At 52.8% G+C, this 20,763-nt stretch carries 17 protein-coding genes; 6 read left to right on the forward strand and 11 right to left on the reverse strand.

Annotated features, from left to right (window positions below; translation table 11 throughout):
- Nucleotides 1–144: 144 nt before the first annotated feature.
- On the forward strand, nt 145–2,175 hold the full coding sequence (malS, locus tag OGV75_RS23055) for an alpha-amylase (protein ID WP_286481311.1): 2,031 nt from the start codon (nt 145–147) through the stop codon (nt 2,173–2,175).
- Between the two features lie 176 nt (nt 2,176–2,351).
- Nucleotides 2,352–3,602 (forward strand): valine--pyruvate transaminase, encoded by a 1,251-nt coding sequence (gene avtA / locus OGV75_RS23060; RefSeq protein WP_353622584.1) that lies wholly within the window; start codon nt 2,352–2,354, stop codon nt 3,600–3,602.
- 36 nt (nt 3,603–3,638) lie between these two features.
- Here avtA and OGV75_RS23065 read toward each other — a convergent pair whose 3' ends face one another.
- Both OGV75_RS23065 and OGV75_RS23070 read right to left on the reverse strand, forming a co-directional pair.
- The gene (locus OGV75_RS23065; protein ID WP_286481315.1) at nt 3,639–4,112 is read right to left on the reverse strand and encodes a 4Fe-4S dicluster domain-containing protein; all 474 of its coding nucleotides are present in this window, start codon (nt 4,110–4,112) and stop codon (nt 3,639–3,641) included.
- A gap of 237 nt (nt 4,113–4,349) precedes the next feature.
- Nucleotides 4,350–5,090, reverse strand: coding sequence for a MipA/OmpV family protein (locus OGV75_RS23070; RefSeq protein WP_016154944.1), 741 nt, complete (start codon nt 5,088–5,090; stop codon nt 4,350–4,352).
- Between the two features lie 121 nt (nt 5,091–5,211).
- On the opposite strand from OGV75_RS23070, the gene OGV75_RS23075 reads away from it, so the two are divergent.
- A complete protein-coding gene (locus tag OGV75_RS23075; protein ID WP_115190065.1) occupies nt 5,212–6,165 on the forward strand; it encodes a LysR family transcriptional regulator in 954 nt (317 codons plus the stop codon).
- 47 nt (nt 6,166–6,212) lie between these two features.
- Here OGV75_RS23075 and OGV75_RS23080 read toward each other — a convergent pair whose 3' ends face one another.
- From OGV75_RS23080 to OGV75_RS23120, 9 genes are all read right to left on the reverse strand, one after another.
- Complete coding sequence (locus tag OGV75_RS23080; protein WP_016154946.1) at nt 6,213–7,349, reverse strand: HlyD family secretion protein; 1,137 nt, start codon at nt 7,347–7,349, stop codon at nt 6,213–6,215.
- A gap of 5 nt (nt 7,350–7,354) precedes the next feature.
- Complete coding sequence (locus OGV75_RS23085) at nt 7,355–7,678, reverse strand: DUF3302 domain-containing protein (RefSeq protein WP_016154947.1); 324 nt, start codon at nt 7,676–7,678, stop codon at nt 7,355–7,357.
- A 184-nt stretch (nt 7,679–7,862) separates the two neighbouring features.
- Complete coding sequence (gene aldB, locus OGV75_RS23090) at nt 7,863–9,401, reverse strand: aldehyde dehydrogenase AldB (RefSeq protein WP_019078065.1); 1,539 nt, start codon at nt 9,399–9,401, stop codon at nt 7,863–7,865.
- A 92-nt stretch (nt 9,402–9,493) separates the two neighbouring features.
- A complete protein-coding gene (yiaY, locus tag OGV75_RS23095) occupies nt 9,494–10,645 on the reverse strand; it encodes an L-threonine dehydrogenase (RefSeq protein WP_286481317.1) in 1,152 nt (383 codons plus the stop codon).
- Between the two features lie 188 nt (nt 10,646–10,833).
- On the reverse strand, nt 10,834–12,678 hold the full coding sequence (gene selB, locus OGV75_RS23100; RefSeq protein WP_016157738.1) for a selenocysteine-specific translation elongation factor: 1,845 nt from the start codon (nt 12,676–12,678) through the stop codon (nt 10,834–10,836).
- Nucleotides 12,675–14,066 carry an L-seryl-tRNA(Sec) selenium transferase gene (gene selA / locus OGV75_RS23105; protein WP_016154951.1) on the reverse strand — a complete coding sequence of 464 codons (1,392 nt, stop codon included), beginning with the start codon at nt 14,064–14,066 and terminating at the stop codon, nt 12,675–12,677. Before selA ends, selB begins: the two co-directional genes overlap by 4 nt.
- 98 nt (nt 14,067–14,164) lie before the next feature.
- Entirely contained in the window at nt 14,165–14,773 is a 609-nt protein-coding gene (locus OGV75_RS23110) for a glutathione S-transferase (RefSeq protein WP_101700432.1), read from the reverse strand.
- Nucleotides 14,774–14,843: 70 nt separating this feature from the next.
- Nucleotides 14,844–15,980: an HlyD family secretion protein gene (locus OGV75_RS23115; protein WP_016157740.1), complete on the reverse strand. Its 1,137-nt coding sequence runs from the start codon at nt 15,978–15,980 to the stop codon at nt 14,844–14,846.
- 2 nt (nt 15,981–15,982) lie between these two features.
- On the reverse strand, nt 15,983–16,345 hold the full coding sequence (locus OGV75_RS23120; RefSeq protein ID WP_016154955.1) for a DUF3302 domain-containing protein: 363 nt from the start codon (nt 16,343–16,345) through the stop codon (nt 15,983–15,985).
- A gap of 533 nt (nt 16,346–16,878) precedes the next feature.
- Between OGV75_RS23120 and mtlA the strand changes: the two genes are divergently transcribed.
- The 3 genes from mtlA (at nt 16,879) to mtlR (ending at nt 20,751) form a co-directional block, all read left to right on the forward strand.
- Nucleotides 16,879–18,795 (forward strand): PTS mannitol transporter subunit IICBA, encoded by a 1,917-nt coding sequence (gene mtlA, locus OGV75_RS23125; RefSeq protein ID WP_016154956.1) that lies wholly within the window; start codon nt 16,879–16,881, stop codon nt 18,793–18,795.
- Nucleotides 18,796–19,015: 220 nt separating this feature from the next.
- Nucleotides 19,016–20,164, forward strand: a complete 1,149-nt coding sequence (gene mtlD / locus OGV75_RS23130) for a mannitol-1-phosphate 5-dehydrogenase (protein ID WP_047415823.1) — start codon at nt 19,016–19,018, stop codon at nt 20,162–20,164.
- The gene (mtlR, locus tag OGV75_RS23135; RefSeq protein ID WP_005120486.1) at nt 20,161–20,751 is read left to right on the forward strand and encodes a mannitol operon repressor MtlR; all 591 of its coding nucleotides are present in this window, start codon (nt 20,161–20,163) and stop codon (nt 20,749–20,751) included. Before mtlD ends, mtlR begins: the two co-directional genes overlap by 4 nt.
- Nucleotides 20,752–20,763: the final 12 nt, after the last annotated feature.

Consider the following 20,763-nt stretch of genomic DNA (forward strand, 5'->3'; position numbering starts at 1 on the left):
TGGAGGTTATCGCAAAATAAGTTCATTTTTTGCGCGCGATCGCTCACCCTCACTTCTCCTCCTGGCGGAATCAACTCAAAGGAGGAGTTTCCGGCCTGATTTCACTGGCAAACTGGCGAAAATCGCAGCATCAAGGACAGCACTATGAAACTTGCCGCCGTTGCGCTGGCGCTAATGCCCGGCATTGCCATCGCCTCATCATGGACGTCTCAAGGACTTCCCACCTTCGAAGCGGAAGGTACGGGTAAATTCGTCAGCCATGCAGCGTTGACGAAGGGTACCCGTCCTTTAACCCTGAATTTTGACCAACAGTGCTGGCAGCCTGCTGATGCGATAAAACTCAACCAGATGCTGTCGCTAAAACCTTGTGAAGGCACGCCGCCACAGTGGCGTTTATTCAAAGACGGCGATTACACGCTGGAAATCGATACCCGCTCCGGTACGCCAACGCTGATGCTGTTGGTAAAAAGTGCTAAGGACACCGTCACCACCCAGATTCGCCAATGCCCGAAATGGGACGGTTCACCATTAACGCTGGACGTGAGCCTGACCTTCCCGGAAGGTGCCGTGGTGCGTGATTTCTACAGCCAGCAAACGGCAACGGTAAAAAACGGGTCGATTACCCTACAGCCCGCCGCAACCAGTAACGGGCTGTTGCTACTGGAACGGGCGGAAACCGATGCCCCCGCCGCTTTCGACTGGCATAACGCCACGGTGTATTTCGTCCTGACGGACCGCTTTGTGAATGGCGATCCGAGTAACGACCACAGCTATGGGCGTCGCAACGACGGCATGCAGGAAATTGGCACTTTCCACGGTGGCGATTTGCGCGGGCTCGCCAGCAAACTCGACTACCTGCAACAGTTAGGCGTCAACGCCCTGTGGATCAGCGCGCCGTTTGAGCAAATCCACGGCTGGGTCGGCGGTGGCGCCAAAGGGGACTTCCCCCACTACGCTTACCACGGCTACTACACCCAGGACTGGACCACGCTTGACGCCAATATGGGAAACGAAGCGGACCTGCGCGCGCTGGTTGATGGCGCACACCAGCGCGGCATCCGTGTCTTGTTTGATGTGGTGATGAACCATACCGGCTACGCCACGCTGGCGGATATGCAGGAGTATCAGTTTGGGGCACTGTACCTATCGGGCGATGAACTGAAAAAAACGCTCGGGGAACGCTGGACGGACTGGCAACCAGCCGCCGGGCAAAGCTGGCACAGTTTCAATGATTACATCAACTTTAGCGATAAAGCTGGCTGGGAAAAATGGTGGGGAAAAAACTGGGTCCGCACCGATATTGGCGATTACGACAATCCTGGCTTTGACGACCTGACGATGTCGCTGGCTTTCCTGCCCGATCTGAAAACCGAATCCACCACGCCTTCCGGGCTGCCAAACTTTTATCAGCACAAGCCGGATACGCACGCCAAAGCCATCGCCGGTTACACGCCCCGGGATTATCTGACGCACTGGCTCAGTCAGTGGGTGCGTGATTATGGGATTGACGGCTTTCGGGTCGACACCGCTAAACACGTCGAGCTTCCCGCCTGGCAGCAGCTAAAAACACAAGCCAGCGCGGCGCTGGTCGAATGGAAGAAAGCCAATCCGGAAAAAGCGCTGGATGATAACCCCTTCTGGATGACCGGCGAGGCCTGGGGTCACGGTGTGATGCAAAGCGACTATTACCGTCACGGCTTCGATGCGATGATCAATTTCGACTACCAGGAGCAGGCGGCAAAGGCCGTCGATTGTCTGGCAAATATGGACCCCACCTGGCAGCAGATGGCGGATAAATTGCAGGACTTCAACGTCCTGAGCTATCTCTCCTCGCACGATACACGTCTGTTCCGCGAAGGTGGAGACAACGCCGCCGAGCTATTGCTGCTGGCACCTGGCGCGGTTCAACTCTTTTATGGCGACGAGTCGGCCCGCCCCTTTGGCCCAACCGGCTCAGACCCATTACAGGGTACGCGCTCAGAGATGAACTGGCAGGATGTGACCGGGAAATCTGCCGCCAGCGTCGCCCACTGGCAGCGAATCAGTCAGTTCAGGGCCAGACATCCCGCCATTGGCGCCGGTAAACAAATCACGCTGCCGCTGACGCAGGGATACGGATTTATTCGTGAGCATGGCGACGATAAGGTGATGGTGGTGTGGGCCGGTCAGCCCTGATCCCGGCAGGCTTCTCGCTGTGCACGCAGCGGGAAGCCTTACTCAACATTAAAAACCAGCCAAATAAAAATCAGTAGCACAAAATCTCAATCCGGCCTGCTACCCCTGATTTGCACCCTGCCATGGGTAGCGCTATGGTTAGCCACTTTACTACTCAGTTCGACAGACCACCTGCTATGACATTCTCACTTTTTGGCGACAAATTTACCCGCCATTCAGGCATCACACGCCTGATGGAGGACCTTAACGACGGTTTACGCACCCCAGGCGCCATCATGCTCGGTGGCGGCAATCCGGCGCAAATTCCAGAGATGCAAAATTACTTTCAATCTCTGCTGGCAGATATGCTGGAAAACGGCAAAGCCACTGATGCGCTTTGCAATTACGATGGTCCACAAGGTAAAACCGAGCTGCTGACTGAGCTGGCGAAACTGCTACGTGAGAAGCAGGGTTGGGATATCGAGCCACAAAATATTGCACTGACAAATGGCAGTCAGAGCGCATTTTTCTACTTATTCAATCTGTTCGCCGGACGCCGCGCCGACGGAACAACGCAAAAAGTGTTGTTCCCGTTAGCTCCGGAATACATTGGCTATGCTGATTCCGGGCTGGAAGAGGATCTTTTTGTCTCCGCGCGTCCAAACATCGAACTGTTACCAGAAGGTCAGTTTAAGTATCACGTTGATTTTGAACACCTGCACATCGGTGAAGAGACGGGCATGATCTGCGTGTCACGTCCGACAAACCCGACAGGCAACGTGATCACCGATGAAGAGCTGATGAAGCTGGACCGGCTGGCCAACCAGCATGGGATCCCGCTGGTGATTGATAACGCCTATGGCGTACCGTTCCCCGGCATCATCTTTAGCGAAGCGCGCCCGCTGTGGAATCCCAACATTGTGCTGTGCATGAGCCTTTCCAAGCTGGGTCTGCCAGGCTCCCGCTGCGGCATCATTATCGCGAATGAAAAAATCATCACCGCCATCACCAACATGAACGGCATTATCAGCCTCGCGCCTGGCGGAATGGGTCCTGCAATCATGTGCGAAATGATTAAGCGCAACGACCTTCTGCGTCTGTCCGAGACGGTGATTAAGCCGTTTTATTATCAGCGCGTTCAGGAGACGATTGCGATCATTCGCCGCCATTTATCTGAAGATCGGTGCCTTATTCATAAACCGGAGGGCGCGATTTTCCTGTGGTTATGGTTCAAAGATTTGCCTATCAGTACCGAACTGTTGTATCAGCGTCTGAAAGCGCGCGGCGTGCTGATGGTTCCTGGTGACTACTTCTTCCCGGGTCTGGATAAACCCTGGCCGCATACGCATCAGTGTATGCGGATGAACTACGTGCCAGAACCGGAGAAAATCGAAGCTGGAGTGAAGATTCTGGCTGAAGAGATCGAACGCGCCTGGCAGGAAGGCTAACGCAAGTCCCGACCTAACCACAGGTCGGGACTCACATTACTGTGGTAGTGAACACAGACGCTGGCGCTGAATACTGACGGCATCTATACACTGCAACGCGCTGGTCGGGCAGGCTTCGACACACGCGGGTCCCGCATCACGATACCAGCATAAATCGCACTTTATCGCCTGCACCCGTGACGAGCGGGCGACGACATTCATTGCCCCAAATGGGCAGGCCAGCATACAACTTTTACAGCCAATACAACGCGCCTGTTCAACGAAGATATGCCCATGTTCACGACGAATTGCGTGCGTCGGGCAGACATTTGCACAGGGAGCGTCCTCGCATTGATGGCAGGCGACTGCCGTCGTAAAGGCGTCGTCTTTGATCACGCGGATGCGCGGGGTAAACGCAGTGGAAGAGACCGACGCGCAGTCCTGGTTTTGCTGGTGCGCGACGACGCAAGCAACTTCGCAGGTACGACACCCAATACATTTTGCCGCATCCGCCATAATAAACTCGTTCATTGCTCCCTCCGTCTGCGTGAAAACCACAGAGTGCCAGAGAGGTTGCCCCTGACGCCTTGATCGGACAGGGGAAACGGTTAAATATTGTCAGGTGCCTGAACAACTATGGCGATCCGCCTAATCGCGAGCGGTAAAGCCCAGTTCATTGGAAATGAGCCGGATGACGATGCTTCGGGTCTTATCCGGTCTATCACATTGAAAAGATTGCCCTCCTCCCTGAGGACAAACGGGTGAGAATCAGAAACGCCAGGTCAGACCGGACATAAAGGTAAAGCTGTCATCACGGTCAACCATCGGGCTATTTTTAATATCATCTGGCAGCGCACTATAGTTGGCGCTGGCCAGCAGCGTCAGATTGCTGGTCAATGCGTATTTAGCGGACAGGCCAACATACGGTGTCCAGCTATCGCCAGGGGAGTAACTTGATAACCCACTACGGCGGGATTCATTGCCAGAGATGCCGTAGTAATATTCGTTGAAGTTTTCGTCATAGTAGAGCACGCCAATCGCCGGCGTCAGCGTCAGCTTGCCCATCGGCATTTGGCGAAACAGAGACATTTCCCCAACCCAACCGTTGCTGTTGTCCAGCACATCCGCTGCTGCGGAGACTTTCACGCTGCCCCATTTCTCATGGTGATACCATGCAGCACCCGCCATCGCGGTTGCGTCACGCTTGTTCAATTGCTTCATCGCTTGATCGTCGTTATCACCCGGATCAAACTCAAGCGGCATGTACGAGGCAGTAATGCTAAATTCATTACTTTCATTTTTTGAAAGAATATAACCTAACGTTGTTTGCCTAAAATAAAATGATTCACTTTCATAACTGACAAGCGGTACTGCGTGAACGTTATCATTATATCCACGATAAGGAGATTCGTTATATACAGCGCCGCCGCCAATAGAAAATTCCGCGGCAGTTGCGCTCGCCATAAATGAAAAGGCGAATAGCGCCACAATATTGCGTTTAATTAACATGCCCACATTCCATTTTAAAATAAGATACAAAACGCGTGCATAATAATGCTTACAATTTCATCGGTGCAAGATTCATATTTATATAGTAATATATACAAACATATATATATTGGGTTTGGCGATGAACAAATTACAACTCAAACACCGGGAACTGAAGATTATTTCGGTAATTGCTGCCAGTGAAAACATCAGTCATGCCGCTACGGTTCTCGGCATCGCACAAGCCAACGTTAGTAAGTATCTTGCTGATTTTGAATCCAAAGTTGGACTAAAGGTATTTGATCGCACCACTCGACAGCTCACCCTTACACCGTTTGGTACAGCGCTGCTTCCTTACATCAATGACATGTTGGACAGAAACGATCAGCTCAATAATTTCATTGCTGATTATAAGCACGAAAAACGTGGCCGGGTGACCGTATATGCACCGACGGGCATAATTGCTTATTTATCGCAACATGTGATCGCAAAAATTCAGGATATCGGTGGAATTAGCCTCTCACTTAAAACATGTAACCTGGAACGAAAGGCATTTTTTGAAGGTGTCGACTTCCCTGAAGATTGTGATATTTTAATTACCTATGCGCATCCTAAAGATGAATCTCTGGTTGCCAGTTTCATTACTAAATATGCGGTGACGGCTTTTGCCAGCCCTGAGTATATCAAAGCACATCCTATTAGTAGCCCTGATGAACTGGAAGAACATTCCTGTATCCTGATTGATTCCATGATGATAGATGAGGCTAATATCTGGCGTTTCACTTCTGCCGGAGGCAAGGAGATGCACGATTATCGGGTGACCGGAAATTATGTCTGCGACAATACACAGTCTGCACTGGCGCTGGCACGTAACCATCTGGGCATTGTTTTTGCGCCAAATGCGAGTATCCAAAAAGATATTGAATCCGGGTCGCTGGTTCCATGTTTCTCAGAACAACATGAATGGTGGCTGGATTTGGTGGTGATTTTCCGCAAACGTGAATATCAGCCATGGCGGGTACAGTTTATTCTTGATGAGATGTTGGCAGAGATCCGCCAGCAACTTACTCAGGCGCTGGAACAGCAGCCTGAATAAGCGAATTAGGGTACCAGGTTCAAAATGGTAAGCAAAATAGCCTGCGCCTAGTGATCGAGATACAGATAATGCACCCAACTGGTCATACGCAGCAGAACCTTACGCATCACTGACACATGGGTGAAGTGATCAGAATAAACCGCGACCTGCGCATAAATCCCATCAGGCAGAGCGTTCACATCCACATTATCATTCAGCTCAATCGTGGCGATCACCCCCTCCGATCCGGGCGTAGAATTTAAGGATTGCAGCGCCCCATTCGACTGGTATGTTCCCCCCGGTACGGCCGGACTGATGGCAGCCAGTTTGCCGCTGAAAACCTTACCCGGCAGGGCGTTAAACACCACTTCAGCTTCATCGCCTGGCTCCAATCGCAGCAACGAGTTTTGCCGGAACTGGGCGATAATTTGCCGTTTTTGATCAGGGATAAACACCATCACCGGACGCATAGGCAGCGCGGCGGCATAGGTTCCCGGTCGCATCAGCACCTGCGTAACGTAACCATCGCTGGGCGCGCGAACCACTGTCTGGTCCAGGTTGAACTCCGCTTCGGCTAACTGCGCTTTCAGGCTGGCAATTTGCGAATTCTCACCCTGCACCAGGCTGTCTAACTGACTCTGGATTTGCTGTTGTTCCGCAACGGAGGATTTCACCGCTGCTTCCTGCGCCAGATAGTTTTGCCGCGCCGCATCGATATCGCGTTCAGAAAAAGGATTGACCTTCGCCTGACTCCCCTGCGCATAGCGCTGGTAATCTTTAGCTAGCTTGTCACGCGTAGCCTTTGCCCGCTGCGTGTTGGCTTGCATTTCGTCTAACTGCGCCACCAGCACCTGCTCTTTATGTTGTGCGGTGACAATATCAGCTTTCAGGCGATCAACTCGTGCCTGATAACGTCCCGGATTAAGTTTAAACAGTACCTCACCTTTTTTGATCAGCGTATTCTTCTTATCCGTCACTTCCGTCACGACCCCCGTGACCTGCGGTACTACGGGAATAGAAATTACTGCCTTTTGCGCCTTAAATGTATACGGATGGTTATAATTCATCAGTAATATAAGCCCGCAAACAATGAATATACCGCCCAATGCTGCAGTGGGTACTGTCCATTTATTGGCAGGAATTTTAAAAATCTTAAATATTGACCATGCGCACGCCACATAGGTCAGAACGATCAATAAATCCATCGATATTACTCCGCCGGAGAGGTCTTCGCCTCACCCAGTTTCTTTTCCAGATCGGCAACCCTGGCCTGCAACTGGATCAGGGAAGAATCCGCGCTTTGCATGCCCCACCCGCGTTCCGGGCGATAAAGCGTTGCCCAGATCCATAAAAAGGGCCACATGACATGTAAGGTAAACAAACTCACCCAGCCCGCGACATGTATTGCGTCAGCGTGAGGATGGTTACGTTTCTTTGCAATGAGATAGGGAATATCATGCAGAATAATAATCCCGTAAAAAATGACCAGGAATACAAAAATAAGCACTCCTAATGCAAAATAATTAAGGAACATATTTGCCTCAGGGATTTAAATTAAAAATTCGGCTGCAATTTGATTTACACAATAGAGTTGATAATAGTAGTGGAATGACCAGATTGGATGCAATCGTCTTATTTATATAACGATATATGGGTTTATATATAACTGCAGAATAAAGATATGCCCGGCGCAAAACCGGGCAATAAGTGATGAGAAATTAAAATAGTCCCAGCGGTTTATCCGAGTAGCTCACCAGCAGACATTTGGTTTGCTGATAATGCTCGAGCATCATCTTATGCGTCTCGCGCCCGATGCCCGACTGCTTATAGCCACCGAATGCCGCATGGGCCGGGTAAGCATGGTAACAGTTGGTCCATACACGCCCCGCCTGAATCCCACGGCCCATCTTGTACGCCAGATTTCCGTTACGGCTCCAGACACCAGCGCCAAGCCCATATTGGGTGTCATTGGCGATTTCCAGCGCCTCTTCCATGGTTTTAAAGGTCGTGACGGCCAGCACGGGCCCGAAGATCTCTTCCTGGAAAACCCGCATGTTGTTCTTGCCAAACAGAATGGTTGGTTCGAGGTAATAACCTTCTTTTAAGTCGCCATCCAGTTGCTTGCGCCGCCCGCCGGTGAGAACATCAGCCCCTTCTTTCTTACCAATATCGATGTAATTCAAAATGGTTTCCAGTTGACCATGCGAGACCTGCGCACCCATTTGCGTCACGCTGTCTAACGGGTTGCCGCTGCGAATACTCTCCACCCGGCGAATAGCTCTTTCCATAAAACGTTCGTAAATAGATTCCTGTACTAACGCACGGCTCGGACAGGTACACACTTCACCCTGATTGAAGGCAAACAGCGCGAAACCTTCCAGCGCTTTGTCAAAAAACGCATCTTCTTCATCCATCACATCAGCGAAGAAGATATTGGGCGATTTCCCACCCAGCTCCAGCGTGACGGGAATAATGTTCTGCGTGGCGTATTGCATGATCTGCTGCCCAACTTCCGTTGAGCCGGTAAACGCCACTTTCGCAATGCGCTTAGACGTCGCCAGATACTCACCGATTTCCCCACCCGCACCGTTTACCACGTTTACCACGCCTGGCGGGAGCAGATCGCCGATGACTTCCATCAGCAACAGCACGGACAGCGGCGTGAGGCGCGCGGGTTTAAGCACGACGCAGTTACCCGCCGCCAGCGCGGGCGCCATCTTCCAGCTGGCCATCAGCAGCGGGAAGTTCCACGGGATAATTTGCCCTACCACGCCAAGAGGTTCATGGAAGTGATAAGCCACGGTCTCGCTATCAACCTCGCTTATTCCCCCTTCCTGCGCACGAATACAGGAAGCGAAATAGCGGAAATGGTCAATCGCCAGCGGAACATCTGCCGCGCTGGTTTCGCGGATGGGCTTACCGTTATCCCAGGTTTCTGCCGTCGCCAGCAGTTCCAGGTTTTGCTCCATACGATCGGCGATTTTGAACAGTATCGCTGCCCTGTCCTGCACGGATGTCTGTGCCCACTTGTCTTTTACTTTGTGCGCGGCATCCAGTGCCAGATCGATATCCTTTTTGCCGGAAGAGGCCACTTCGCACAGTAATTGCCCGGTTACCGGCGTCAGGTTTTGGTAATACTCGCCGTCCACCGGGGCAACCCAGTCACCGCCGATAAAGTTATCGTATCGGGCTTTTAACTTCAGAGGGTAACCATACTCGCCGGGATAAATACGCGTTGAAGGGGGGTTATTGGTCATGACCGTCTCCTTGCTGTAGGGGTACTACAAGGGTAGACGGGGCTGGCGAATTATTCGCCAGCCATTTACTGCTTTACGACAGGTATCACGAATTACATGGCTGCGCGATAAATCGCCACGATTTCTTCATGAGTCGCCTGAATCGGGTTAGTGAAACCGCAGGCATCTTTCAGGGCATTGGTCGCCAGTACGGCAATATCCTCTTCCTTCACGTTCAACTCACGCAGACCGGCCGGGATATTCACTTTCTGCGCCAGTTCGCGGATCGCCGCGATGCAGGCTTCCGCCCCTTGCTCTGCGCTCAAGCCAGCAACGTCCACGCCCATTGCAGCAGCGCAATCACGCAGGCGAGCGGCCGCCACTTTGCTATTGAAGACCTGCACATGCGGCAGCAGCACTGCGTTACATACACCGTGCGGCAGATCGTAGAAGCCGCCCAACTGGTGCGCCATTGCGTGCACATAACCAAGAGAAGCGTTGTTAAAAGCCATGCCCGCGAGGAACTGCGCGTAAGCCATGGCTTCGCGCGCCTGAGCATTGCTGCCATCTGCAACGGCGACCGGCAGGTTTTCCGCAATCATGGTGACCGCTTTCAACGCGCACGCATCGGTAATCGGCGTTGCAGCAATAGACACGTAGGCTTCAATGGCGTGGGTCAGCGCATCCATACCGGTTGCCGCTGTCAGGGACTTCGGCATGCCGACCATCAGCGAGGAGTCATTAACGGACAGCAGCGGCGTAACGTGCTTATCCACAATCGCCATTTTAATGTGGCGTACTTCATCGGTAATGATGCAGAAACGGGTCATTTCAGATGCCGTGCCCGCGGTGGTGTTAATGGCGATCATCGGCAGCTGTGGTTTTGCAGAACGGTCCACACCTTCGTAATCGCGAATATCGCCGCCGTTAGCCGCCACCAGCGCAATGCCCTTCGCACAATCGTGCGGAGAACCGCCGCCGAGGGAAATAACGCTATCACATTCGTTTTCTTTCAGTATATGCAGGCCAGCAGCGACGTTACTGGTCGTGGGATTAGGATGCGTACCGTCGAAAATTACGCTGAAAATATCACGTTCCTGTAATGCTTTTTGAATCTCGCCAGCCATACCTAATTTTGTCAGCATGGCATCCGTGACAATCAGCGTACGACGAAAACCATATTCCGCCATTGTATTCATTGCGTCTTTTAATGAATTAGCGCCGATTACATTCACGGAAGGAATAAAAAATGTTGAAGCAGCCATTGTACGATCCTTAATTACTCTAAAGAGTCAGGAAGCATACGAGTGAAATATCCAACAAAATATGATCGTGGTTGTTATTTTAATAACACCCACAATTAAAAAGCACATTAGGTTCATAATCTAATGTGCTTATTTCAATCAATATTTATTTTGTATTAATTCATTTAATTCCTGAATTAATTGTTTCATTACTTTTCGGGAAACAACAAAGCATCGCGTAATAAATGATCATTTCCCCGTCGACGCGTAAAACCAATGCGGTCAAAATATTCCAGAATCTGGATAGCCAATTTGCGTCCAACGTTAAGCCTGTCGCGGAAATCGGCAGCACAGGTCGATCCTTTCTCCTGATCCAGTTCGCGGATCATATTGGCAAAGGCCACAATCCGATCGTTACGGTAATAGCGATCTTTGACGATCGCGGTGATGATGCCCTGCTGCGCTGCTTGTCGTAACGCCACACGCATCATCTGCTCATCTGTGCCCGTCTGTTTTGCCAAATCGCGCACCCACCACGGCTCATCGCCAAAAAGCGGTTCTGCTTTTTGCCAGATAGCCTGCTGCTCTTCGCTGAAACCGGCCTTATGATCCGGCAAATGCAGCCAGCCATGATGGCTATGGATGGCGCCGCTCTCACGCATCTTTTCAATCAGCAGCAGGACCAACGCTTCGTCTTCCATCGGCAAAGCCATACGGCGCAGGCGTTCTCGCCCAGGTCCTGGTTCATCACGGTGCTGCTCGTGGTACGTCGCCAGCGTATCAAGGACTTTCCGCTGCCAGCGCGCTGCAACGGCAGCATTCAACAGACTGTATCCCGCCTGAATAAAGCCATGCAGCTCAATCAACGGACGCATACCGTTGCCGTTGAGCTGACGCGCCCAGGCGAAGTCAGGAATATTCACCGCCCCGCGCGTCAGATGTAGCGCCAGAGCTTCGCCGTCACTCTGTACCTTCTCCAGCGCTGCTAGCCACTGCAAATATTCCGGCTTACGCTTCCCGCGACGCGGCGGATTGAGCGTTACCACGCGCGCGCCAGCCAGCGTCGTGCGGGCCGAAATATCGCGTAGCACCAGACGGTCGTTATCGGCGAGCCAGAGCGGTGTATCAAACACCAGTTCCGCCAGCGTCCCTTCAAGCAGCGAGATTCTCCCGGTGACATGGCTGGCCGCGTGGTGAATATGCAGCGGTTGCCACTGCATCAGCGGCGCGGCATGCTCTAAAGAGACAATCACGCGGGTAAACGCCTCTGGCGGTGCATCGGACAGCAGCCAGTCGCCGCGGTTAAGCTCTTCTTTTTGTGCATCACCGGCAATATTCAGCGCAATACGTTGCCCCGCCTGCGCGCGATCGGTGGCCTGATTTTGCGCATGCAAGCTACGTACGCGCATCGGTTTGTTGACGCCCGTGAGCCACAGCGTGTCACCAACAGTCACCTCACCGCTAAGCGCCGTCCCGGTCACCACCAGACCCGCGCCTTTGACCGTAAAGGCACGGTCAATCGCCAGGCGAAAGCTGCAATCGCGGGCATGCTCGCGCGACGTTAATTGCTGTAAATGATCGCGCAGTTCTTCGATTCCACGACCTTCACTGGCAGCCGTCACGAACAGAACCGCATCGGCGAATCCATAGTTCTCAAGCGCAGTATGCACCTCAGTACGTACCGCGTTGATGCGATCGTCATCCACGCGATCGGCTTTCGTGAGCGCCACGGTGATCTGCGGATTGCCCGTCAGTTGCAGAATTTGCAAATGCTCACGCGTTTGCGCCATCACGCCGTCATCACACGCCACCACCAGCAGCGCATGGTCGATCCCGCCGACACCCGCCAGCATGTTGGACAAAAACTTTTCGTGTCCGGGAACATCGATAAATCCCAGAATCCTTCCGTCCGGCTGCGGCCAGTAGGCATAACCGAGATCGATGGTCATGCCGCGCTTTTTTTCTTCCGGCAAACGGTCGGCATTCACGCCGGTAATCGCCTGTAATAACGTTGTTTTTCCGTGGTCAACGTGTCCGGCGGTTGCAATAATCATTTCAGCATCATCTCCATAAACCGGGTCTCGTCCTCAAGGCAGCGCAGATCCAGCCATAAGCGACCATCATAAATTCGCCCAATGATCGGCACGGGCAGCGCACGCCAACGGGCGGCCAGTGCTTCGAGGCGGCTACCGCGCCCGTCATGTGGCGTAAAGGTTAATGCCGCGCTGGGCAGCCTATCAACAGGTAGCGAACCGCTGCCTATCTGCGATAAACAAGGCATAACGTTCAGGGCGAATTCGTCGCCGTAATGATCAGCAAGCCGTGCCTGTAATTGTTGTGCCTGCGCGTGGACAGCCTCCTGCGAGCGGGTGAGCTGGCGTAACGTCGGCAACTTCGCTGCCAGCGCTTCCGGGTGCAGGTAGAGCCGCAGCGTCGCTTCCAGCGCAGCCAGCGTCATTTTATCAGCCCGTAATGCACGTTTCAGCGGATGGCTCTGTAAGCGCGCGATCATCTCTTTTTTACCGACAATAATCCCTGCCTGCGGCCCTCCCAGTAATTTATCGCCAGAGAAGCTCACCAGGCTGACGCCAGCGGCAATCAGCTGTTGCGGCATCGGCTCCTGCGGTAATCCATACTGGCTGAGATCGACCAGCGAGCCGCTGCCGAGATCCGCCACTACCGGAACATCCAACTCCTTGCCAATAGTAGCCAGCTCTGCCTCATCCACCGACTTCGTAAAGCCTTCGATGCTGTAATTACTGGTATGCACTTTCATCAGCAGACCGGTGTTTTCATTTACCGCCTGACGATAATCTTTCGTGTGGGTCCGGTTGGTGGTACCCACTTCGCGCAGAATACATCCGGCCTGACACATCACGTCCGGAATACGAAATGCGCCGCCAATTTCTACCAGTTCTCCGCGTGAAACGACCACCTCTTTGCCGTTAGCTGTGGCCGCCAGCATCAGCAAAACCGCTGCCGCATTGTTATTGACGATACAGGCGTCTTCCGCCCCCGTCAGACGGCAGAGTAAATCCGCCAGGGCCCGATCCCGATGCCCACGCCCGGCATCATCCAGGCTGTATTCCAGCGTCACCGGCGTGCGCATCGCCTGCACCACCGCCTCGATCGCTTCTTCGGCCTGCGATGCGCGACCAAGATTGGTATGCAGCACCGTTCCGGTCAGGTTAATCACCGGACGCAGCGCACTTTGCGATTCTCGTTCCAGCCGGGCGCAGGCCTCTTGCGCCCAGTCCTCACACCATGCCGGGAGCGCGTGCGTGTCGCGAATAGCTTCTCTGGCTTCGTCGAGCATGTGACGCAGCAGGTCAACCACCCGGGTATGACCGTGAGACTCACGTAAAGCTGGGAAGGCGCTATCGCGCAATAAACGATCGATCGCAGGAAGCTGGCTGTAGAGTGAACGCATGTCGGTTGTCATGAAAGGGCCTGGCTGTTGGTGGCCCTCTCCACCGTGGAGAGGGATATCGATATAGCAAGGATTGTACCGTGACTTTGCTCAGGCGAGTATAATGTGTATCAAGCCTTTGGCGGTTCCGTACGGGCAAAACTTTCGCGTTGAAAGAGCGTTTCCACCAGTTTGACCAGACGCGGGCGATCAACACACCAGCCGGGCGCAACCCGACGGAAATTGAGATAACCGACGGCACAGGCAATCGCAATGGTTGCCAGGTTAACCGTATCCGTTTTCAGCGTACCCTCCGCCAGATAACCTTCCAGCATATCCAGACTACGGGTAATCTTCTCTCGCTGGCGTAACAGTTCGGTTTCTGACTGCTGTGCGACGGGGCGAGCTTGTTCGCGTACCGAGACTAAACCGGCATCCATAATGCCATCGGCCAGCGCTTCCAACTGGCGTACCTTCAGCGCCGCCAGTGGTTCACGCGGCAGCATCGCTGGCGCAATATCCAGCAGTTCTATGTATTCCGCGATGATCGGAGAGTCAAACCAGTACTCGCCCTCATCGGTAACCAACGCGGGCACTTTTCCTAACGGGTTATAGCGTGCCACGCCGCTATCTGCGTTATAGGGGAGTTCATTTACAAATTCGAAGGTGATGCCCTTTTCCAGTAACAGTATAGAAATTTTACGCACAAAAGGGCTGGTATAGCTGCCAATGAGTTTCATGCCGGGTCCTTTTTGCCAACAAAAATATCAGTATGGCTCAGGTCAGTGCAAATGGCAGGTGATGACGGTCTCAATGATCCAAATAAAGGTAATGCATCCAACTGGTCATGCGCAGCAGCACTTTACGCATCACTGAAACATGAGCGAAATGGTCGGAATAGACCGCCACCTGGGCATAGATACCGTCCGGCAGCGCATCCACATCGGCATTGGGAGCCAGCTCAATCGTGGCCAGCACGCCATCGGTACCCGGCACCACCGTTAAGGACTGTAATGCTCCCTGCGCCTGATAAGAACCGCCCGGAACAACCGGCAGAATGCTGGTAAGCTTGCCGGAGAATACCTGGCCTGGCAGCGCGTTGAAGACCACTTCCGCTTCATCACCCGGTTTAAGGCGCAGCAACGAATTCTGGCGGAATTGCGCCACGATTTGCCGTTTTTGTTCCGGAATAAATACCATCACCGGGCGCAGAGGCAGCGCGGCGGCATAGGTCCCGGGCCGGATAAGCACCTGTGTTACATAACCGTTGCTGGGCGCACGTACGATAGTCTGCTCAAGATTGTATTTGGCTTCAGCGAGCTGGGCGCGCAGAGACGCAACCTGAGATTGCTCTCCATTGACCATACTGTCTAACTGGCTCTGAATCTGCGTCTGTTCAGCAACGGAGCCTTTGACCAGCGCATCCTGCGCCAGATAGTTTTGCCGGGCATTGTCGATGTCGCTTTCAGAGAATGGATTAACCTTCGCCTGACTACCCTTCAAATAGCGTTGATAATCTTTATACAGGCGATCTCGTTCAGCGGAAACGCGGGTGGTATTGGCTACGGCTTCAGACAGCTGCGCTTTCATATTGTCGATGTTGTGCGTAGCGGTCACCAGGTCGGCCTGCAGCCTGTCGACCCGCGCCTGATAACGAACGGGATCGAGTTTAAATAACACCTCGCCTTTTTTAATCAGCTGATTATTTTTATCTGTCACTTCACTAACAATTCCGGTGACCTGTGGGGTAACAGGAATTGAAATAACCGCCTTTTGCGCCGTAAAGGTATACGGGTGGTTATAGTTCATTAATAAAATCAGTCCCGCCACAATAAACACCCCACCTAATGCGGCGGTAGCAAGCGTCCATTGATTTACCGGAATACGGAATATTTTAAAAATGGCCCAGGCGAATGCCACATAGGTCAGGACAATCAACAAGTCCATGATCAAATCTCCGGAAAGGTGGAGTTATCGTTTTTTTTCTCCCCATCCAGTCTATTTTCCAACTGGGTGATGCGCGCGGCCAGCGCGGCAATTTCAGGGTCAGGTTCCTTCCCGGACGGCGTGATGTGTGACTGCATTCCCCAGCCTCGTTCTGGCTGATAGAGCGTGGCCCAGATCCACAGGAAGGGCCAAATAACATGCAGCGTAAATAAGCTCACCCAACCCGCCGTATGGATGGCATCGGCATGGGGATGGTTGCGCTTCTTAGCCATGTTATAGGGAATATCATGGATGGCGATGATTCCGTAAAACAGAACCAGAAAAACGAAGATCAGCACACCTAACGCGAAATAGTTTAGAAACATACCCGCCTCGTATTCACGCTAATCAGAGCTTTCAATTGAAGGCAGCCGAAAGGAGTCATGGCTGGTAATTTGAACATAATTGCAGTTAGCCATTTCCGCCATACCACCAGGGTATAAATTTTCAGGTTGATGGCTTGCGGGGTAGTTGCAAGAAATAGGTGATGAAACAGAATCCGCTCCAGATCACACCAGGAGAAATCCAGACAAATATTTATTGCGAAGTAGATCACAAATATCCAACAAACAGCCAAAGCAAAAACGTGAATAACTTCACACTTAACGCCCATTTTTAGCCAATTCTTGACCTGTGATGTTTTTTTGTACCGATATTTTGTGATGAAAATCACATTAACTAACGCCATACACCCTATATTTACGTGACAAACGTCACATAAAAAGTCGTCGACTGGACAGTTGAACGATTCAGTGCCAGATTTCGCAGTATCTACAGGGTCCGGCTACCTCCTGCCGCTACATTAACAAACCTCGGGCTTTTAGCCTGCGCGACAGCAAACATAAGAAGGGGTGTTTTTATGTCATCCGATATTAAGATCAAAGTGCAAAGCTTTGGTCGATTCCTCAGTAACATGGTGATGCCAAATATCGGCGCGTTTATCGCGTGGGGTATTATCACCGCATTATTCATTCCGACAGGGTGGTTGCCGAACGAAACGCTGGCGAAGCTTGTCGGCCCAATGATCACCTATCTGCTGCCGCTGCTGATCGGTTATACCGGTGGTAAGCTGGTTGGCGGCGAGCGTGGCGGCGTGGTGGGTGCTATCACCACCATGGGCGTTATCGTCGGTGCCGATATGCCAATGTTCCTCGGCGCGATGATCGCAGGTCCGCTGGGCGGCTGGGCTATCAAACATTTCGACAACTGGGTAGACGGTAAGATCAAGTCCGGTTTTGAGATGCTGGTGAATAACTTCTCCGCAGGCATCATCGGGATGATCCTCGCCATTCTGGCATTCCTTGGCATTGGCCCATTGGTTGAAGCACTGTCCAAAATCCTGGCGGCAGGCGTTAACTTCATGGTTGTCCATGACATGCTGCCGCTGGCGTCTATCTTCGTTGAACCGGCGAAAATCCTGTTCCTCAACAACGCCATCAACCACGGTATTTTCTCACCGCTGGGTATTCAGCAGTCCCACGAGATGGGCAAATCCATCTTCTTCCTGATTGAAGCTAACCCGGGTCCGGGTATGGGCGTTCTGCTGGCATACATGTTCTTCGGTCGCGGCAGCGCTAAGCAGTCTGCAGGCGGCGCGGCTATCATCCACTTCCTGGGTGGTATCCACGAAATTTACTTCCCGTACGTGCTGATGAACCCGCGTCTGATCCTGGCCGTTATCCTCGGCGGTATGACTGGCGTATTTACCCTGACTATCCTGAACGGCGGCCTGGTTTCTCCGGCTTCTCCGGGTTCTATCCTGGCCGTACTGGCAATGACGCCGAAGGGTGCTTACTTCGCGAACATCGCTGCTATCTGTGCCGCAATGGCTGTCTCCTTTGTCGTCTCAGCCATTCTGCTGAAAACCAGCAAAGTGAAAGAAGATGATGACATTGATGCCGCTACTCGTCGTATGCACGACATGAAAGCGGAATCCAAAGGTGCATCTCCGCTGGCGGCTGGCGACGTGACTAACGACCTGAGCCATGTGCGTAAAATCATCGTTGCCTGCGATGCGGGTATGGGCTCCAGCGCCATGGGGGCGGGCGTACTGCGCAAGAAAGTGCAGGATGCCGGTCTGTCTCAGATTTCCGTCACCAACAGCGCGATTAACAATCTGCCGCCGGATGTCGATCTGGTCATTACTCACCGTGACCTGACCGAACGTGCGATGCGCCAGGTGCCTCAGGCACAACACATTTCGCTGACCAACTTCCTCGACAGCGGCCTGTACGCCAGCCTGACCGAACGTCTGGTTGCTGCACAGCGCCACAACGTGAACGAAGAGAAAGTCCGCGATCACCTGAAAGACAGCTTTGAAGAGGGTGATACCCACCTGTTCAAACTGGGTGCGGAGAATATCTTCCTCGGCCGTAAAGCCACTAACAAAGAAGAAGCGATTCGCTTTGCCGGTGAGCAACTGGTGAAAGGCGGCTACGTTGAGCCAGAATACGTCGAGGCAATGCTGGACCGCGAAAAACTAACCCCGACTTACCTCGGTGAGTCCATCGCAGTGCCGCACGGTACGGTTGAAGCCAAAGACCGCGTACTGAAAACCGGCGTGGTGTTCTGCCAGTACCCGGAAGGCGTGCGCTTCGGTGAAGAAGAAGACGATATTGCCCGCCTGGTCATTGGTATCGCCGCACGTAACAATGAACATATCCAGGTGATCACCAGCCTGACCAACGCTCTGGATGACGAATCCGTGATCGAACGTCTGGCCCATACCACCAGCGTGGATGAAGTTCTGGAACTGCTGGCTGGTAAAAAAGCTTAACCATTAAGTATCTCCAAAATAGTTCGAGCTGCAGAAAGGCGGCAACGCAGCGAATCCCCAGGAGCGTACATAAGTACGTGACTGGGGTGAGCGAGGAGAGCCAACGCATCTGCAGTTCGAAATATGAAGGCGATATCCTCTCCCTTGTGGAGAGGGTTAGGTTGAGGGAAACGCCTCACCCCAGCCCTCTTGGGTAAAAACATTAATGAAGGTTAATACTATGAAAGCATTACATTTTGGCGCAGGTAATATCGGTCGTGGCTTTATCGGCAAACTGCTGGCGGACGCGGGGATACAACTGACGTTCGCGGATGTAAACCAGGTCGTGCTCGATGCCCTGAATGCCCGTCATAGCTATCAGGTTCATGTGGTGGGTGAAAACGAGCAGGTTGATACCGTTTCCGGCGTCAACGCCGTGAGCAGCATCGGCGATGATGTTGTCGACCTGATTGCCCACGTAGATTTAGTCACTACCGCCGTCGGTCCGGTCGTGCTTGAGCGTATCGCTCCGGCCATCGCCAAAGGGCTGGTTAAACGCAAGGCGCAGGGCATCGCCACTCCGCTGAATATTATCGCCTGTGAAAACATGGTGCGCGGAACCACCCAGTTGAAAGGCCACGTTATGAACGCGCTGGCAGATGAAGACAAATCCTGGGTTGAAGAACATGTTGGCTTCGTCGATTCCGCCGTGGACCGCATTGTTCCCCCTTCGGCTTCTGCGACCAACGATCCGCTGGAAGTCACCGTCGAAACCTTCAGTGAGTGGATTGTCGACAAAACACAGTTCAAAGGCGAACTGCCTAACATCCCGGGAATGGAATTAACTGATAACCTGATGGCATTTGTCGAACGTAAACTCTTCACGCTGAACACCGGGCATGCTATAACCGCGTACCTCGGAAAATTGACCGGTCATCAGACCATCCGTGACGCGATTCTCGACGAGAAAATCCGTGCAGTGGTAAAAGGTGCGATGGAAGAGAGCGGCGCGGTACTGATCAAACGCTATGGCTTTGATGCTGCAAAACATGCGGCATACATTCAGAAAATCCTCGGTCGCTTTGAAAACCCGTATCTGAAAGATGACGTTGAGCGCGTGGGGCGTCAGCCGCTGCGTAAACTGAGCGCGGGCGACCGTCTGATTAAACCGCTGCTAGGCACGCTGGAGTATGGCTTGCCGCACGCGAATCTGGTCACCGGTATTGCTGCAGCGATGCACTATCGCAGTGAAGAAGATCCGCAGGCCCAGGAACTGGCCGCGCTGATTGACGAAAAAGGTCCACAGGCCGCGCTGGCGCAGGTTTCCGGTCTGGATGCCAACAGTGATGTGGTGGCGGAGGCGGTTAACGCATATAACGCAACCAAATGATAGAGAATGTGGCGCAGGTCAGCCTGCGCCCAAATGACAGATTGTCAGATATGCAGGCAATAATGGAACAAACGCAGGCCTTTGAAAATCGTGTGCTTGAGCGTCTGAATGCTGGCAAAACCGTACGCAGCTTCCTCATCACCGCCGTAGAACTGCTCACCGAAGCGGTGAATATCCTTGTGCTTCAGGTATTTCGCAAAGACGACTATGCGGTAAAATATGCCGTAGAACCCCTGCTCGACGGCGACGGTCCGCTGGGCGATCTTTCCGTTCGTCTGAAGCTAATTTACGGTCTGGGCGTACTCAGCCGGCCGGAGTATGAAGATGCGGAGCTTCTGATGGCGCTGCGGGAAGAGTTAAACCATGACGGTAATGAATACGCGTTCACCGACGACGAAATTCTTGGCCCGTTTGGCGAACTCCACTGCGTGACGGCACTCCCGCCGCCACCGCAGTTTGATACCTCAGACTCAGGTTTGCACGCAATGCAGATTCAGCGCTACCAGCAGATGGTACGCTCCACGATGGTACTTTCCCTGACCGAGCTGATTTCTAAAATCAGCTTAAAAAAAGCCTTTCAAAAATAAGACCCTGCAGGC

It is taken from the genome of Citrobacter sp. Cb028, from assembly GCF_030336705.1.
Taxonomy (GTDB): domain Bacteria; phylum Pseudomonadota; class Gammaproteobacteria; order Enterobacterales; family Enterobacteriaceae; genus Citrobacter; species Citrobacter braakii.

Bases quoted from the DNA above. Each gene is read 5' to 3' on its own strand.
- malS (WP_286481311.1), top strand. From the start codon at position 145: ATGAAACTTGCCGCCGTTGCGCTGGCGCTAATGCCCGGCATTGCCATC.
- avtA (WP_353622584.1), top strand. From the start codon at position 2,352: ATGACATTCTCACTTTTTGGCGACAAATTTACCCGCCATTCAGGCATC.
- OGV75_RS23065 (WP_286481315.1), bottom strand. From the start codon at position 4,112: ATGAACGAGTTTATTATGGCGGATGCGGCAAAATGTATTGGGTGTCGT.
- OGV75_RS23070 (WP_016154944.1), bottom strand. From the start codon at position 5,090: ATGTTAATTAAACGCAATATTGTGGCGCTATTCGCCTTTTCATTTATG.
- OGV75_RS23075 (WP_115190065.1), top strand. From the start codon at position 5,212: ATGAACAAATTACAACTCAAACACCGGGAACTGAAGATTATTTCGGTA.
- OGV75_RS23080 (WP_016154946.1), bottom strand. From the start codon at position 7,349: ATGGATTTATTGATCGTTCTGACCTATGTGGCGTGCGCATGGTCAATA.
- OGV75_RS23085 (WP_016154947.1), bottom strand. From the start codon at position 7,678: ATGTTCCTTAATTATTTTGCATTAGGAGTGCTTATTTTTGTATTCCTG.
- aldB (WP_019078065.1), bottom strand. From the start codon at position 9,401: ATGACCAATAACCCCCCTTCAACGCGTATTTATCCCGGCGAGTATGGT.
- yiaY (WP_286481317.1), bottom strand. From the start codon at position 10,645: ATGGCTGCTTCAACATTTTTTATTCCTTCCGTGAATGTAATCGGCGCT.
- selB (WP_016157738.1), bottom strand. From the start codon at position 12,678: ATGATTATTGCAACCGCCGGACACGTTGACCACGGAAAAACAACGTTA.
- selA (WP_016154951.1), bottom strand. From the start codon at position 14,066: ATGACAACCGACATGCGTTCACTCTACAGCCAGCTTCCTGCGATCGAT.
- OGV75_RS23110 (WP_101700432.1), bottom strand. From the start codon at position 14,773: ATGAAACTCATTGGCAGCTATACCAGCCCTTTTGTGCGTAAAATTTCT.
- OGV75_RS23115 (WP_016157740.1), bottom strand. From the start codon at position 15,980: ATGGACTTGTTGATTGTCCTGACCTATGTGGCATTCGCCTGGGCCATT.
- OGV75_RS23120 (WP_016154955.1), bottom strand. From the start codon at position 16,345: ATGTTTCTAAACTATTTCGCGTTAGGTGTGCTGATCTTCGTTTTTCTG.
- mtlA (WP_016154956.1), top strand. From the start codon at position 16,879: ATGTCATCCGATATTAAGATCAAAGTGCAAAGCTTTGGTCGATTCCTC.
- mtlD (WP_047415823.1), top strand. From the start codon at position 19,016: ATGAAAGCATTACATTTTGGCGCAGGTAATATCGGTCGTGGCTTTATC.
- mtlR (WP_005120486.1), top strand. From the start codon at position 20,161: ATGATAGAGAATGTGGCGCAGGTCAGCCTGCGCCCAAATGACAGATTG.